This window comes from Streptomyces tritici (genome assembly GCF_048500665.1).
Taxonomy (GTDB): Bacteria; Actinomycetota; Actinomycetes; order Streptomycetales; family Streptomycetaceae; genus Streptomyces; species Streptomyces tritici.
The window spans coordinates 1,244,846-1,259,914 of the sequence record NZ_CP183183.1; the positions used below are offsets into that span (position 1 = coordinate 1,244,846).

Annotated in this window: 16 protein-coding genes; 3 read left to right on the top strand and 13 right to left on the bottom strand. The window is 73.0% G+C overall.

Translation table 11 applies throughout. From position 1 onward, the window contains the following. Positions 1-63 precede the first annotated feature (63 nt). The 4 genes from der to ACNJ93_RS05800 all read right to left on the bottom strand — a co-directional run bounded on the left by der (position 64) and on the right by ACNJ93_RS05800 (position 4,111). The gene (gene der / locus ACNJ93_RS05785; RefSeq protein WP_418956245.1) at positions 64-1,512 is read right to left on the bottom strand and encodes a ribosome biogenesis GTPase Der; all 1,449 of its coding nucleotides are present in this window, start codon (positions 1,510-1,512) and stop codon (positions 64-66) included. Positions 1,513-1,582: 70 nt separating this feature from the next. Next, complete coding sequence (locus ACNJ93_RS05790) at positions 1,583-2,272, bottom strand: lysophospholipid acyltransferase family protein (RefSeq protein ID WP_418956246.1); 690 nt, start codon at positions 2,270-2,272, stop codon at positions 1,583-1,585. Further along, the gene (gene cmk / locus ACNJ93_RS05795; RefSeq protein ID WP_418956247.1) at positions 2,227-2,913 is read right to left on the bottom strand and encodes a (d)CMP kinase; all 687 of its coding nucleotides are present in this window, start codon (positions 2,911-2,913) and stop codon (positions 2,227-2,229) included. The genes ACNJ93_RS05790 and cmk overlap by 46 nt, the downstream gene beginning before the upstream one ends. Before the next feature lie 109 nt (positions 2,914-3,022). Next, complete coding sequence (locus ACNJ93_RS05800; protein ID WP_418956248.1) at positions 3,023-4,111, bottom strand: prephenate dehydrogenase; 1,089 nt, start codon at positions 4,109-4,111, stop codon at positions 3,023-3,025. A 103-nt stretch (positions 4,112-4,214) separates the two neighbouring features. Here ACNJ93_RS05800 and ACNJ93_RS05805 point away from each other — a divergent pair, with 103 nt between their 5' ends. The 3 genes from ACNJ93_RS05805 to ACNJ93_RS05815 all read left to right on the top strand — a co-directional run bounded on the left by ACNJ93_RS05805 (position 4,215) and on the right by ACNJ93_RS05815 (position 5,821). Further along, the gene (locus ACNJ93_RS05805) at positions 4,215-4,550 is read left to right on the top strand and encodes a DUF952 domain-containing protein (protein ID WP_418956249.1); all 336 of its coding nucleotides are present in this window, start codon (positions 4,215-4,217) and stop codon (positions 4,548-4,550) included. A 46-nt stretch (positions 4,551-4,596) separates the two neighbouring features. Then, positions 4,597-5,040 (top strand): Rieske (2Fe-2S) protein, encoded by a 444-nt coding sequence (locus ACNJ93_RS05810; protein ID WP_418956250.1) that lies wholly within the window; start codon positions 4,597-4,599, stop codon positions 5,038-5,040. Positions 5,041-5,131: 91 nt separating this feature from the next. Beyond that, on the top strand, positions 5,132-5,821 hold the full coding sequence (locus tag ACNJ93_RS05815) for a DNA polymerase beta superfamily protein (protein WP_418956251.1): 690 nt from the start codon (positions 5,132-5,134) through the stop codon (positions 5,819-5,821). Positions 5,822-5,860: 39 nt separating this feature from the next. On the opposite strand, the gene ACNJ93_RS05820 is transcribed toward ACNJ93_RS05815, so the two are convergent. The 9 genes from ACNJ93_RS05820 to ald form a co-directional block, all read right to left on the bottom strand. Next, on the bottom strand, positions 5,861-6,892 hold the full coding sequence (locus tag ACNJ93_RS05820) for an ADP-ribosylglycohydrolase family protein (protein ID WP_418956252.1): 1,032 nt from the start codon (positions 6,890-6,892) through the stop codon (positions 5,861-5,863). Continuing rightward, positions 6,889-7,632, bottom strand: a complete 744-nt coding sequence (locus ACNJ93_RS05825) for an NUDIX hydrolase (protein ID WP_418956253.1) — start codon at positions 7,630-7,632, stop codon at positions 6,889-6,891. Before ACNJ93_RS05825 ends, ACNJ93_RS05820 begins: the two co-directional genes overlap by 4 nt. Then, positions 7,629-8,627 (bottom strand): AAA family ATPase, encoded by a 999-nt coding sequence (locus ACNJ93_RS05830; RefSeq protein ID WP_418956254.1) that lies wholly within the window; start codon positions 8,625-8,627, stop codon positions 7,629-7,631. The genes ACNJ93_RS05825 and ACNJ93_RS05830 overlap by 4 nt, the downstream gene beginning before the upstream one ends. A 254-nt stretch (positions 8,628-8,881) precedes the next feature. Continuing rightward, positions 8,882-9,979 (bottom strand): pseudouridine synthase, encoded by a 1,098-nt coding sequence (locus ACNJ93_RS05835; RefSeq protein ID WP_418956255.1) that lies wholly within the window; start codon positions 9,977-9,979, stop codon positions 8,882-8,884. Beyond that, on the bottom strand, positions 9,979-10,608 hold the full coding sequence (scpB, locus tag ACNJ93_RS05840; protein WP_418956256.1) for an SMC-Scp complex subunit ScpB: 630 nt from the start codon (positions 10,606-10,608) through the stop codon (positions 9,979-9,981). The genes ACNJ93_RS05835 and scpB overlap by 1 nt, the downstream gene beginning before the upstream one ends. Then, complete coding sequence (locus tag ACNJ93_RS05845; RefSeq protein ID WP_418956257.1) at positions 10,605-11,756, bottom strand: segregation and condensation protein A; 1,152 nt, start codon at positions 11,754-11,756, stop codon at positions 10,605-10,607. The genes scpB and ACNJ93_RS05845 overlap by 4 nt, the downstream gene beginning before the upstream one ends. Positions 11,757-11,801: 45 nt before the next feature. Further along, entirely contained in the window at positions 11,802-12,320 is a 519-nt protein-coding gene (locus ACNJ93_RS05850) for a hypothetical protein (protein ID WP_418956258.1), read from the bottom strand. Further along, complete coding sequence (locus ACNJ93_RS05855; RefSeq protein ID WP_406860049.1) at positions 12,305-13,348, bottom strand: ParA family protein; 1,044 nt, start codon at positions 13,346-13,348, stop codon at positions 12,305-12,307. Before ACNJ93_RS05855 ends, ACNJ93_RS05850 begins: the two co-directional genes overlap by 16 nt. 463 nt (positions 13,349-13,811) lie before the next feature. Then, complete coding sequence (ald, locus tag ACNJ93_RS05860; RefSeq protein ID WP_418956259.1) at positions 13,812-14,927, bottom strand: alanine dehydrogenase; 1,116 nt, start codon at positions 14,925-14,927, stop codon at positions 13,812-13,814. Positions 14,928-15,069: the final 142 nt, after the last annotated feature.

The following is a 15,069-nucleotide window of genomic DNA, read 5'->3' on the forward strand; positions in this document are numbered from 1 at the left end:
CCTCGTGGAACGGCGGAGGGCCGGGGCTGTGCGCCCCGGCCCTCCGCCGTGTGTGCCGTCAGGTCACTTCTTCCTGCCGCGCTTCTCGCGCACCCGCACCGAGATGTGGATCGGGGTGCCCTCGAAGCCGAACTCCTCGCGCAGCCGGCGCTCGACGAAGCGGCGGTAGCCGTGCTCCAGGAAGCCGGACGTGAAGAGCACGAACCGCGGCGGCTTGGTGCCGGCCTGGGTGCCGAACAGGATGCGGGGCTGCTTGCCGCCGCGGATCGGGTGCGGGTGGGCCGCGACCAGCTCGCCGAGGAAGGCGTTCAGCCGGCCGGTGGGGACGCGGGTCTCCCAGCCCTCCAGCGCGGTCTCGATCGCCGGGACCAGCTTCTCCATGTGGCGGCCGGTCTTCGCGGAGACGTTGACCCGGGGCGCCCAGGAGACCTGCTGCATCTCCGTCTCGATCTCGCGCTCGAGGTAGTAGCGGCGCTCCTCGTCGAGCTCGTCCCACTTGTTGTAGGCGATGACGATCGCCCGGCCGGACTCGACGGCCATGGTGATGATCCGCTGGTCCTGGACGGAGATGGAGTCGGTCGTGTCGATGAGGATGACCGCGACCTCGGCCTTCTCCACGGCGGCGGCGGTGCGCAGGGAGGCGTAGTAGTCCGCGCCCTCCTGGAGGTGGACCTTCTTGCGGATGCCCGCGGTGTCCACGAACTTCCAGGTCTTGCCGCCGAGCTCGATCAGCTCGTCGACCGGGTCGCGGGTGGTGCCGGCCAGCTCGTTGACGACGACCCGCTCCTCGCCGGCGACCTTGTTGAGCAGGGAGGACTTGCCGACGTTCGGCCGGCCGATGAGGGCGATGCGGCGGGGGCCGCCGAGGGCGGTGCCGAAGGTCTGCTCGGGGGCGTCGGGGAGGGCCTTGAGGACCTCGTCGAGCAGGTCGCCGGTGCCGCGGCCGTGCAGCGCGGAGACCGGGAACGGCTCGCCGAGGCCGAGGGACCACAGCATGGCTGCGTCGGCCTCGCCGGACGGGCCGTCGACCTTGTTGGCGGCGAGCACGACGGGCTTGCCGGCGCGGCGCAGCAGCTTGACGACGGCCTCGTCGGTGTCGGTGGCGCCGACGACGGCGTCGACGACGAAGACGACCGCGTCGGCGGCCTCGATGGCGAACTCGGCCTGGGCGGCGACGGAGGCGTCGATGCCGAGGACGTCCTGCTCCCAGCCGCCGGTGTCGACGACCTTGAAGCGGCGGCCGGCCCACTCGGCCTCGTAGGTGACGCGGTCGCGGGTGACGCCCGGACGGTCCTCGACGACCGCCTCGCGGCGGCCGATGATCCGGTTCACCAGGGTCGACTTGCCCACGTTGGGGCGGCCGACGACGGCGAGGACGGGGAGCGGGCCGTGGCCGGCCTCCTCGATCGCGCCCTCGACCTCCTCCGGGTCGAAGCCCTCTTCCGCGGCGAGCTCCATGAACTCCGCGTACTCGGCGTCGCCAAGTGCCCCGTGATCGTGCTGGTCGTTCATGAAGTCCGTTCCTTGATCATTCGTGGTCGGTGGGTTCCCGGGCCCCGGGCCCCACTACTCAGAGTCTCGCTCAGCGTCCGGTGAGACGCCTGGCGTTTTTCAGGTGCGCGGTGAGCTGCTCCTGGATGCGCACGGTGGCGTCGTCCAGCGCCCTGCGGGTACGCCGCCCCGAGCCGTCGCCGGCCTGGAAGGCGTCGCCGAAGACGACGTCGACGCGGCTGCGCAGCCGCGGCAGCGCCTTGATCAACCGTCCGGGGGCGTCGGTGCTTCCCAGGACGGCGACCGGGACGATCGGCGCGCCGCTGCGGACGGCGAAGTACGCGAGCCCGGCGCGCAGCGAGGCGAAGTCGCCCTCGCCCCGGGTGCCCTCGGGGAAGATCCCGAGCACGCCGCCCTGCTCCAGGACGGCGAGGGCGTTGCCTATCGCGGCGCGGTCGGCGCCGGAGCGGTCCACCTCGACCTGCCCGATCCCCTTGAGGAACGAGCCCAGAGGCCCGACGAAGGCCTCCTTCTTGATGAGGAAGTGGGTGGGCCGGGGCGCCACGCCCATGACCATCGGCCCGTCGATGTTGTGCGCGTGGTTGACGGCGAGGATCACGGGCCCGGTGGCCGGAACCCGCCAGGCGCCGAGCACGCGGGGCTTCCAGAACCCGTACATGAGGCCGACGCCGATCCTGCGGCCAACCTCGGCGCCGCGCTCCGTCGGAGCTTCGCTCACTTGCCGGCCGCCCTCTTCTCCTCCACCAGGGTGACCACGCATTCGATGACCTGGTCGAGCGTGAGCTCGGTGGTGTCGACCTCGACGGCGTCGTCGGCCTTGGCGAGCGGGGACGTCTTGCGGCTGGAGTCGGCCGCGTCCCGCTTGATCAGGGCTTCCCTGGTGGCGTGCACGTCGGAGCCCTTGAGCTCGCCGGAACGGCGGGCGGCACGGGCCTCGGGGGACGCGGTGAGGAAGATCTTCAGGTCGGCGTCGGGCAGCACCGTGGTGCCGATGTCCCGGCCCTCGACGACGATGCCGCCGGCGGCCTGCGCGGCGATGGAGCGCTGCAGGTCGGTGATGATCGAGCGGACCTCCGGGACGGCGCTGACGGCGCTGACCCGGGAGGTGACCTCCTGCGTCCGGATCGGGCCGGAGGCGTCGAGCCCGTCGACGGTGATCGTCGGGGCCGTCGGGTCGGTGCCGGAGACGATCACGGGCTTGCCGGCCGCGGTCGCGACGGCCTGCGCGTCCTCGACGTCCACCCCGTTGGTGATCATCCACCAGGTGATCGCCCGGTACTGGGCGCCGGTGTCCAGGTAGCGCAGTCCGAGCTTGGCGGCGACCGCCTTCGACGTGCTCGACTTGCCCGTGCCGGAGGGGCCGTCGATGGCGACGATCACGGATTCCACGGTGTGGGGCACCTTCCTGGTGGCAGGGGACGGCCCCGGCGGATGCGAGGGACCACCACAAGGTTACCGATTCCCGGACCCCCGTTCGGCCGAGCGGTCCGGGGCGGGCCGCCCGGCGCCGCTACGCCGTCCTCAGGGACCAGCCCCGTTCGCGGAGCGCCGCGCCCAGGAGGCCCGCCGCTGTGGGCTCGACCATGAGCTGGACGAGGCCCGCCTGCTGGCCGGTGGCGTGCTCGATGCGGACGTCCTCGATGTTGACGCCCGCGGCGCCGGCGTCGGCGAAGATCCGGGCCAGTTCGCCCGGCTGGTCGCTGATGAGCACGGCGACGGTCTCGTACTGCGTGGGCGCCGCGCCGTGCTTGCCGGGGACGCGGGCGCGGCCCGCGTTGCCGCGGCGCAGCACGTCCTCGACGCCGGTGGCGCCGTCGCGGCGCTTGTCCTCGTCGGCGGACTGCAGGGCGCGCAGCGCGCGCACGGTCTCGTCGAGGTCCGCGGCGACGCCCGCCAGCACGTCGGCCACCGGGCCGGGATTGGCGGAGAGGATCTCCACCCACATCCGGGGGTCGGAGGCGGCGATGCGGGTCACGTCGCGGATGCCCTGCCCGCACAGCCGTACGGCGGTCTCGTCGGCGGTCTCGAGCCGCGCGGCGACCATGGAGGAGACGAGCTGCGGGGTGTGCGAGACGAGGGCGACGGCGCGGTCGTGGGCGTCGGCGTCCATGACGACGGGCACGGCGCGGCAGAGCGCGACCAGCTCCAGGGCGAGGTTGAGGACCTCGGTGTCGGTGTCGCGGGTGGGGGTGAGCACCCAGGGGCGGCCCTCGAAGAGGTCCGCGCTGCCCGCGAGCGGTCCGGAGCGCTCCTTGCCGGACATCGGGTGGGTGCCGATGTACGCGGTGAGGTCGAGGCCCAGCGCCTCCAGCTCGCGCCGGGGGCCGCCCTTGACGCTGGCGACGTCGAGGTAGCCGCGGGCGAGGCCGGCGCGCATGGCGTCGGCGAGGGTGGTGGCGACGTGGGCCGGGGGGACGGCGACGATCGCGAGGTCGACGGGGCCCTCGGCGGGCTCGTCGGTGCCGGCGCCGAGGGCGGCGGCGGTGCGGGCGCGGGCCGGGTCGTGGTCGACGAGGTGGACGGTGACGCCCCGGCCGGCGAGGGCGAGCGCGGCGGAGGTGCCGATCAGCCCGGTTCCGATGACGACGGCGGTTCTCACTGGGCGGTGTCCTTGCTCGGGGCGGCCACGGGGCCTGCGGGGAGGGTGCGGAGTGCTCCGATCAAGATTAGTCGCCGGGGCCGGAGGCGGTAGAAAGGTCCGCATGCTGATGCACGTCGTACCCCTGGACACCTGGATCGCGGCCCCCGAGGCCGCCTACGCCCCGCCGTCGCTCGCGGCGGAGGGCTTCGTGCACTGCTCGCCGGACGAGCAGGCGGCGCTGGCGATCGCCGACGCGCACTACCGGGACGTGCCGGGGACGCTGCTGGTGCTGGTCCTGGACGAGGCGCGGCTGTCGGCGGAGGTCCGCTGGGAGGGCGGCGAGGACCGGCTCTTCCCCCACGTGTACGGCCCGATCGAGCGGACGGCGGTGACGGCGGTCCTGGAGGTGCGGCGGGACGAGGACGGCCGTGCGAGGGAGCTGACGCCCTGGGTGTAGGCGTGTTGGCGGCGCTTCGGCGGGGTGGGCGACCAAGCTGGGCGCCATGACTTCTGAACCCAAGCCCCGCCGCAGCGTCCTGCTGGCCGGTGCGGGCTCGCTGGCAGCGCTGGCGGCGGCGGGCTGCGACGCGGACGGCGGCTCGGACGGGGGCGCGGCGCCGACGCCGACGGCCACGGGGCCGACGGCCTCCGCCCCGGCGGGCGAGGCGCTGGCGACGACCGCGGACATCCCGGTCGGCGGCGGCAGGATCTTCCCGGACCGCAAGGTCGTCGTGACGCAGCCGACGGCGGGCGAGTTCAAGGCGTTCTCGGCGATCTGCACGCACCAGCGCTGCACGGTGAGCAAGGTCGCGAACGGCACGATCGACTGCCCCTGCCACGGCTCGAAGTTCGCCGTCGCCGACGGCGCGGTGGAGGCGGGCCCGGCCACGCGCGCGCTGCCGGCGGCACGGATCACGGTGGTGGGCGACCGGATCACCCTGGGCTGAGCGCACGCCGAGCGCGGGAGAATCCCGCGCTGAGTCCACCACGCGAAAACCCCCGCGCCCCAGGTCGGGCTCCCGCACTACCCTCCCCCGCATGATTCCCGAGACCTTGGTGCGCGACCACACGATCTACTCCTGCGTCATGGGGTCGCGCGCCTTCGGTCTGGCGACCGAAGGCAGCGACACGGACCGGCGGGGCGTGTTCCTGGCCCCGACGCCCCTGTACTGGCGCTTCGAGAAGCCGCCGACGCATGTGGAGGGGCCGGGCGAGGAGCAGTTCAGCTGGGAGCTGGAACGCTTCTGCGAACTGGCCCTGCGCGGCAACCCGAACATCCTGGAGTGCCTGCACTCCCCGCTCGTCGACCACGTGGACGACACCGGCCGCGAACTGCTGGCGCTGCGCGGCGCGTTCCTGTCCCGCCGCACGCACGCGACCTTCGTCGGCTACGCGGCCGGCCAGCGCCGCAAGCTGGACGCCGACCTCCGCCAGTACGGCGCCCCGCGCTGGAAGCACGCGATGCACCTCCTGCGCCTCCTGATCAGCTGCCGCGACCTCCTGCGCACCGGCCGCCTGACCCTGGACGCGGGCCCCCACCGCGACCGCCTCCTCGCCGTCAAACGCGGCGAGGTCCCCTGGCCCGAGGTCGAGTCCTGGATGACCCGCCTCCGCACGGAGGCGGACGAGTCCCTGAACACCTCCCCCCTCCCCGAATCCCCGGACCACCCGAAGATCGAGACCTTCCTCACCCGAACCCGCCACACCTCAGCCCTGCGCGCCCTCTAGGACCTGTCCGGCCATGATCCGCCGGACAGGTCCTGGCCGTCAGGCGTCCCAGAGGGCGCCCAGGGTGAGGAGTTCGGTGCGGTATTCGAGGCGTTCGGACCATTCGTTGGGCCACGCGGCGGCGCCGAGGTGGGCGCCGGCGAAGGCGCCGGTGAGGGCTGCGATGGAGTCGGAGTCGCCGCGGGTGCAGGCGGCGCGGCGGAGGGCCGTGAGCGGTTCCTCGGGGAACTGCAGGAAGCACAGGAGGGCGGTGGCCAGGGCCTCTTCGGCGATCCAGCCGTCGCCGGTGTACTCGCAGGGGTCGAGCTCCGGGTCGGCGGTGCGGACGGCCTCGGCGAGCTTCTCCAGGACGGCCAGGCACTCGTCCCAGCCGCGTTCGATGAAGGACTCCGGCGTGGCGTCGTGGCCGTGGGTCCACAGGTCGCCGAGCCACTTGTGGTGGTAGCGGGACCGGTTCTCGTACGCGTACGAGCGCAGCCGGCCGACCAGGCCCAGCGGTTCCGCGCCCTGCGTGAGCAGGTACACCGCGCGGGCCGTCAGGTCGGAGGCGGCCAGGGCCGTCGGGTGGCCGTGCGTCAGCGCGGACTGGAGCTGCGCCGCGCCCGCCCGCTGCTCGTCGCCGAGCCCGGGCGCGAGCCCGACCGGCGCCACCCGCATGTTCGCCCCGCAGCCCTTGGAGCCGATCTGGCTGGCCTGCTGCCAGGGCCGGTCGCCGTCGAGCAGCCGGCAGGCCACCATGCACGTCCGGCCGGGTGCCCGGTTGTTGTCCGGGGAGTGGTACCAGTCGACGAATTCCTCGCGGAGGGGGCGGGTCAGCCTCAGGGGCGCCAGCGTGCCCCGGTCCTGGGCCGTGCGCAGGGCGCGCGCGACCGCCAGGGTCATCTGGGTGTCGTCGGTGACGTACGCCTTCCCGCGTCCTCCGGGCAGCTCCATCCGCCGCCAGGGCCCGCACTTGGCGAGGATGGCGGGCACGTCGTTGAACTCGGTGGGGAAGCCCAGCGCGTCGCCGAGCGCCAGGCCGATCAGGGTCCCCGTGGCGGCCTGCTTGGTGAGGGTCCGTGCATGGATCATGCGGTTGACCGTCCTTCCGGTCGCAGCAGGGGCGGGTGCAGCGCGGTGGCGCTGCCCGCCCGGTAGAGAGCGGCCGGTTTCCCCCGTCCGCCGGTGAGGCGCGGCGGTCCCTCCACGGCCTGCACGAAGCCGGGCGTGGCGAGGACCTTGCGCCGGAAATTGGGGCGGTCGAGCTCGACGCCCCAGACCGTCTCGTACACCTCCCGCAGCTCGCCGAGCGTGAACTCCGGCGGGCAGAAGGCGGTGGCGAGACACGTGTACTCGAGCTTGGCGCCGACCCGTTCCCGGGCGTCGGCGAGGATCCGGTCGTGGTCGAAGGCGAGCGGCCCGTGCGTCCCGTACGGCAGCCAGCGCGCCTGCGCCGCGTCCCCGCCGCCGCGCGGCTCGGGCAGCTCGTCCGGCACGAGGGCGGTGTACGCGACCGACACGACCCGCATCCTCGGGTCCCGGTCCGGTTCGCTGTACGTCCGCAGCTGCTCCAGGTGGAGCCCCGCGACCGTCTCCTCCGACAGCCCGGTCTCCTCCGCGAGTTCGCGCCGCGCGGCCTGCTCGGAGGACTCCCGGGGCAGCACGAAGCCGCCGGGCAGCGCCCAGGCCCCCGCGTACGGCTCCTGGCCGCGTTCCACGAGCAGGACGTGCAGCCGCTGCGCGCGGACGGTCAGGACGGCGAGGTCGACGGTGACGGCGAAGGGCTCGAAGGCGTACTTGTCGTAGCCCTCGGGGGCCCGGGCGGTGCTCATGGGAACTCCGGGGTCAGGTGCCAGCCCTCGGCCAGCAGGTCGTCCACGGCGGCGACGGCGGTCGCCAGCCGCTCCTCGTGCGGTCCGGTCAGGACGGCGGTCCGCCGCCCGGTGTGCGCGAGCTGGGCGAGCAGCCGCGCGGTCATCCAGGCCCGGAGCCCGTCGTCGCCGTCCGCCGGCACGCCCCGGTGGTCGGTCAGGAGCCACAGGTGCTGGCGTCCGCGCGCGGCGATCCGGGCCGTGTCCTCGCTCGGGACGCCGAGGTACCGCTCGTGCCGGATGGCCGCCGTGAACGCGTCCGCGTCGCAGAACAGCACCGGCGAGCCCGTGCGGGCCGCCTGTTCCTCCCGCTCGGCCTGGCCGTCGGCGATCAGCGGGTACTCCTCCGAGCGCAGCTCCCGCACCGGCCGCGGGCCGCGGTAGGCGTCCGCATGGTCCGGTACGCAGCGGGTGCGCGCCCACACGCCGCCGCGCCGCCGGTAGTGGTCGGCGAGGGCGAGGGCCAGGGTGGTCGCGCCGGTGGACTCCGCGCCGAGCACGACGATCCGCCGGGTGAGCGCCGCGCGCACCGGCGGCTCCAGGAAGTCCCACCAGCTCACCGGGTCCTTGCGGACCGCGGCGCCGGAGACGGCGAAGACGCTGCGCCCGGGGTCCACGCAGACCGCCTCCGCGCCGAGCCGCCGGCCCAGCTCCTCGCCGTACCGCTCCGAGCTGAAGACCGCGTCGATCGGTTCGGGGACCGCGGCGGCGGCGAGGACGGCCGCGGGCACGGCGGACGGATCGGTCACGGAGTCCGCGGCGACGATCCGTACCTCGGGATGCACCTCGCGCAGCCAGGAGACCCGGTCGTCGAGGGCGAGCGGTTCGGGGGCCGCGCCGCAGACCACGACGGTGAGCCGCTCGCAGCGGTCGCGGGCGGTGCGGATGAGGTGGTGGTGGCCGGCGTGCGGCGGACAGAACCTGCCCAGGACCAGCCCGTGCCCGTAGCGCCTCATGCCCGTCACCTCCGCCTCGCGGCGATCGGGCGCCGTGCCGCCGGGTGCCGCCTGGTCCACCCCCGTGGGTCCAGGCGGCCCGGCCGTCGCACGACACACCGAGCTCTTTAAGAGTCACCTTGACTATAAAGCCTGGGAGCGCTCGTCCACAAGTACGAAGCGACGGGAACGGCGCAGGGGCACGTGACCGCACGACAAGGGGCCCGTGACCGCCGGGCGGCGGTCACGGGCCCCTTCGTCGGACGGACGCCGGCCTACAGGCCGACCTCCTTCATCAGCATTCCGACCTCGGTGTTCGACAGCCGGCGCAGCCAGCCGGACTTCTGGTCGCCGAGCGCGATCGGCCCGAAGGCCGTGCGCACCAGCTTCTCCACCGGGAAGCCCGCCTCGGCGAGCATGCGCCGCACGATGTGCTTGCGGCCCTCGTGGAGCACGACCTCGACCAGGTAGTTCTTGCCGGTCTGCTCGACCACCCGGAAGTGGTCGGCGCGCGCGTAGCCGTCCTCCAGCTGGATGCCGTCCTTGAGCCGCTTGCCGACCTCACGGGGCAGCGGGCCGGTGACGGCCGCCAGGTAGGTCTTCTTCACGCCGTACTTCGGGTGGGTGAGACGGTGGGCCAGCTCGCCGTGGTTGGTGAGCAGGATGATGCCCTCGGTCTCGGTGTCGAGCCGGCCGACGTGGAACAGCCGCGTCTCGCGGTTGGTGACGTAGTCGCCCAGGCACTGGCGGCCGTCCGGGTCCTCCATGGTGGAGACGACGCCGGCCGGCTTGTTCAGCGCGAAGAACTGGTACGACTGGGTGGCGACGGTCAGGCCGTCGACCCGGATCTCGTCCTTCTCCGGGTCGACGCGCAGACCCTGCTCCAGCACGATCTCGCCGTTGACCTCGACGCGGGCCTGCTCGATCAGCTCCTCGCAGGCGCGGCGCGAGCCGTAGCCGGCGCGGGCCAGCACCTTCTGCAGCCGCTCGCCCTCCTGCTCGGCGCCGGGGAAGGTCTTGGGCGTCTTGATCTCGGGCTTGTTCGCGTACCGCTCGCGGTTGCGCTCCTCCGCGCGGGTCTCGTACTCGCGCGAGCGGGCGGGGGCGGTACGGCCGCCGCCGCGCTTCGGGGACTGCTTGGGGCCGCCCTTGGCGCCGCCGCGGGCGGCCTCGCCACGGCCGCGCTTCGGGCCGTCGGTGGGCGTGCCCACGTCGTACGTGCGCTCCTCGGGGCGGGGCCGGCGAGAGCGGCCGGGCGTCTGGCCCCGCTCGTCCCGGCCGTTGCCGGCTCCCCGGTAGTTGCCGCGGCCGCCGCTCTTGGCACCACGGCTCCCGCCGTTGTTTCCGCTGTTCCTGCCGCTGCTGCTTCGCATCAAAGTTCCGTCTTGTCGTGGGCTCGTGCGTCTTCGTCCTCGCGATCCGGGGTGTCCGGATCGAACGACGGCATTCCTTCCAGGGACTCGGCCTCGACCGCGTCCGCCTCGGGGAGGAAGGGCGCGAGCTCGGGGAGTTCGTCCAGGCCGCGCAGGCCCATCCGCTCCAGGAAGTAGTGCGTCGTCCTGTACAGGATCGCACCTGTCTCGGGTTCCGCGCCCGCCTCCTCCACCAGACCGCGCTGGAGGAGGGTCCGCATGACGCCGTCGCAGTTGACTCCGCGCACCGCGGAGACGCGGGAGCGGCTGACCGGCTGGCGGTACGCGACGACCGCGAGGGTCTCCAGCGCCGCCTGGGTCAGCCGGGCCTGCTGCCCGTCGAGCACGAAGCGCTCCACGGCGGCGGCGTGCTCGGGGCGGGTGTAGTACCGCCAGCCGCCGGCGACGAATCGCAGCTCGAAGCCGCGGCCCTGGACGGTGTACTCGTCGGCGAGCTCGCGCAGCGCGTCGGCGACGGCGCGGCGGGGCACGTCGAGCACCTTGGCGAGCTGCTCCTCGGTGGCGGGCTCGTCGACGACGAGCAGCACGGCTTCGAGGGCGGGCTTGAGGCCGCCCGGGACGTCGCTCACTCCATGGCCTCCGTTACGCGGTCGAACTCGTCCGTGACGCGGGTGTCCCCGTCCCCGCCGGTCCAGGACACGGTGAGGTCCCCGAGCGGGTCCTCCTGGTCGAGGGCGACGGCCTTCTCGCGGTACAGCTCCAGGAGCGCGAGGAAGCGCGCGACGACGGTGAGGGTGTCGTCGGCGTCCTCGGCGAGCTCCCGGAAGCTCAGCGTCCCGCGCTCGCGCAGCAGGGCGACCACGAGGGCGGCCTGTTCGCGCACGCTCACGAGGGGGGCGTGGATGTGGTCGACGTACACCTGCGGCTTGGGTTTGGGCTGCATGGCCTTGACGGCGAGCCGGGCGAAGCCCTCGGGGCCGATGCTGATGACGACCTCGGGCAGCAGGGCGGCGTGGTGCGGTTCGAGGCCGACGGTCCGGGGGTGGCGGCGGCCCTCGGTCTCCCACCGCTCGGCGAGGATCGCGGCGATCTGCTTGTACGCGCGGTACTGCAGGAGCCGCGCGAACAGCAGGTCGCGCGCTTCGAGCAGCGCGAGGTCCGCCTCGTCCTCCACCTCGGCGGCGGGCAGCAGCCGGGCGGCCTTGAGGTCGAGCAGCGTGGCGGCCACGACGAGGAACTCGGTCGCCTGGTCGAGGTCCCAGTCGGGTCCCATGCCGCGGATGTACGCCATGAACTCGTCGGTCACCTTGGACAGCGCGACCTCGGTGACGTCCAACTTGTGCTTGGCGATGAGCTGCAGCAGCAGGTCGAAGGGGCCCTCGAAGTTCCCCAGCCGCACGGTGAACCGCCCGCCCTCCGCCGGGGCGGGAGCGTCCGGGGCGTCCGCGGGCGCGGGCTGCGGGGCATCCGGTACGTCCGCGGGCGCCGGCTCCTCGGCGGGGTGCGCGGGCGCGATCGGAGCGGCGGGTTCCGGCTGGGGGGCGACCGGCCCGGGCTGCGGTGCGGCCGGCTGCGGCTCGGGCTGCTCCGGCTGCGGGGCGGCCGACTCGGGCTCCGGCTCCGGGCCAGGCGGCTCCGAGTCCGGCTCCGGGCCAGGCGGCAGCGGGGCCGGCGCGGTGTCCGGTGTCCCCTCCCCCGCCGCCGGGCGCGTCGCGGCGCCCGGGCCTCGGCCCAGGGGGCGGCGGCGGGGCTGGGGGGACGTTTCGGCGGGGGGCATGGAGGTCCTGGCGGTGCGGGGGGCGCGGCAGGGCGCAGGCTACCGTCAGCGGCCGCGCAGGCGCCGGACCAGGATGCTCGCGTCGCCGCGGGACTCCAGGTCGGCGAGGACCACCGCGACCGCCTCGCGGACGATCCGGCCGCGGTCGACCGCGAGGCCGTGCTCGCCGCGCAGCACCAGGCGCGCGTGCTCCAGGTCCATCAGCTCCTCGGCGGAGACGTAGACCGTGATCTTCTCGTCGTGCCGTTCCCGCCCGCTCGGCCGCCGGCTGGGCGTACGGCGGCGGCGGGCCGCCGGCGTCGCGGCGCCCGCCGTCCCCGGCTTCGGCCCCGCCGCGGGCTCCTGCTCGGCCGCGCGGGCGCGCGGCTCGGCCGTGTCCGAGGAGTCCGCCGCGGCGTGCTCCTCGGAGCCGCTCGCGCCCTCGGCCGCCGCCTCGGTGTCGCTCTCGCCCGCCGGCGCGGGCACCCTCGGCTCGCCCCGGCGGGGCGAGGAGGACTGCAGGGCCATGCCTCCGGTCGTGCGGAACAGCTCGTCGGCTCCGGGCAGACTCACTCGGCGTGACACCGGGCGAGCACCTCCCTGGCGAGCTGGCGGTAGGCGGCGGCGCCGACGGAGTTCGAGGCGTACGTGGTGATCGGCTCACCGGCGACCGTGGTCTCCGGGAAGCGCACGGTCCGGCCGATCACCGTGTGGTACACGTGGTCGTCGAAGGCCTCGACGACACGGGCGAGCACCTCGCGGCTGTGCACGGTCCGGGAGTCGTACATCGTGGCGAGGATGCCGTCGAGCTCCAGCTCCGGGTTCAGCCGCTCCTGGACCTTCTCGATGGTCTCGGTGAGCAGGGCGACACCGCGCAGCGCGAAGAACTCGCATTCCAGCGGCACGATGACCTTGTGAGCCGCCGTCAGGGCGTTGACGGTGAGCAGGCCGAGCGAGGGCTGACAGTCGATCACGATGTAGTCGTAGTCGTTCATCAGCGGCTTGAGCGCGCGCTGCAGCGTGGACTCCCGCGCCACCTCGCTCACCAGCTGGACCTCGGCCGCCGAGAGGTCGATGTTGCTCGGCAGCAGGTCCATGTTGGGGACCGCGGTCTTGAGCAGCACCTCGTCCGCCGACATGCCCCGCTCCATGAGCAGGTTGTAGACGGTGAGGTCGAGTTCCATCGGGTTGACGCCGAGACCCACGGACAGCGCGCCCTGCGGGTCGAAGTCGACGAGCAGCACCCGGCGGCCGTACTCGGCGAGCGCCGCGCCCAGGTTGATGGTCGACGTGGTCTTGCCGACGCCGCCCTTCTGGTTGCACATCGCGATGATCTTCGCGGGACCGTGGTCGGTCAGCGGTCCCGGGATCGGGAAGTACGGCAGGGGCCGTCCGGTCGGGCCGATCCGCTCGCGGCGCTGGCGGGCAGCGTCCGGTGCGAGGGTGGCCGCGTACTCCGGGTCGGGCTCGTACTCGGCGTCGGGGTCGTAGAAGTGCCCCTCGGGCAGCTCGTCGTAGGCGGCGAAGTGGGTGGACTCTCGGCCACTCTCGTTGCCGGCCGTGGCGTTCACGTGTAGGCCGTCCATCGTCTTCATCGTGTGGGCTGTCGTCATGGGCTGGTGTGTCGCGAAGGTACGGACCGCGACGGAGCCGATCGGGTCGCCTCCTGGCTCGCCACTCCCGGGAGTGAATGTCGACTTATTCACAAGTCGTCTTACCTCCTTGGAAGTGACCAGGAACATTTATCGATAGGTCAGCGTGGCACCATGCCGACGGTTGGCGACTCTATGGCGTGTCACCGGTCCGCAGCAACACAATCCACCGGACCCGGCCCGATGTGTCGGCAACCGAACATCCCTCTGTCAAGGGTGCACAAGCATGCATCCACACGTTTCAGGGGTGTGCGAAACGGTTAAAGGGTTACGTTCGAGGCGAGTTGAACCCGGGCCGGAACGTGGCCGGACACACATCCGGCCGGACCTTGCTCGACAAGGTCCGGCCGGACGCGTGAGGTTGACGGCGGGGATTGACTCACCGTCGGCGAAGCTCGGCCCGGGGCTCCCGGGCGGCCTCGGCTCAGCCCAGAAGGGCGTTCAGCTCGACGTGCTCGTAGCCGTGAGCCTCGGCGACCTCCTTGTAGACGACCTTGCCGTCATGGGTGTTGAGGCCCTTGGCCAGCGCGGCGTCGCGGCGCAGCGCCTCGGCCCAGCCGTTGTTCGCCAGCGACACGATGTAGGGCAGCGTGGCGTTGGTGAGGGCGTAGGTGGAGGTGTTCGGCACCGCGCCCGGCATGTTGGCGACGCAGTAGAAGACCGAGTTGTGGACCTGGAAGGTCGGCTCGGCGTGGGTGGTCGGGTGGGAGTCCTCGAAGCAGCCGCCCTGGTCGATGGCAATGTCGACAAGGACACTTCCGGGCTTCATCTTGGCGACGAGCTCGTTGGTGACCAGCTTCGGGGCCTTGGCGCCCGGGATGAGGACGGCGCCGATGACGAGGTCGGCCTCGACGACGGCCTTCTCCAGCTCGTAGGCGTTGGAGACGATCGTCTGCACCTGGGTGCCGAAGATCCGGTCGGCCTCGCGCAGCTTGTTGATGTCCCGGTCGAGCAGGGTCACGTGGAAGCCCATGCCGACGGCAATCTGGGTGGCGTTCCAGCCGGAGACGCCGCCGCCGATGACCACGGCCTTGCCGGCGTGGGTGCCGGGGACACCGCCGGGGAGCACGCCGCGGCCGCCGGCCGAGCGCATCAGGTGGTACGCGCCGACCTGCGGGGCCAGGCGGCCCGCGACCTCGGACATCGGGGCGAGCAGCGGCAGGGCGCGGTTCGCGGTCTCGACGGTCTCGTAGGCGATCGCGGTGGTGCCGGACGCCAGCAGGGCGTCGGTGCACTCCTTGGACGCGGCCAGGTGCAGGTAGGTGAAGAGGGTCTGGTCCTTGCGGAGGCGGTGGTACTCCTCCGCGATGGGCTCCTTGACCTTGAGCAGCAGGTCGGCGGTGGCCCAGACCTCGTCGGCGGTGCCGAGGATCTCGGCGCCCGCGGCCACGTACTCCTCGTCGGTGATGGACGAGCCGACACCGGCGTTCTGCTCGATGAAGACCTGGTGGCCGTTGCGGACGAGCTCGTGGACACCGGCGGGGGTGATGGCCACGCGGAACTCGTTGTTCTTGACCTCGCGGGGGATGCCGACCTTCATCGTCGATCACGGTCCTTGAATCAGGGGGAAAGGTGGAGCAATGCCATACATACCCGGATGCATCGCTGCGCACCGGGACAGACCGCGTTCCATCGCGGCGGACCCAGTCTAATGAAGGATTTCCCGCTGTCTAGCCTTACAA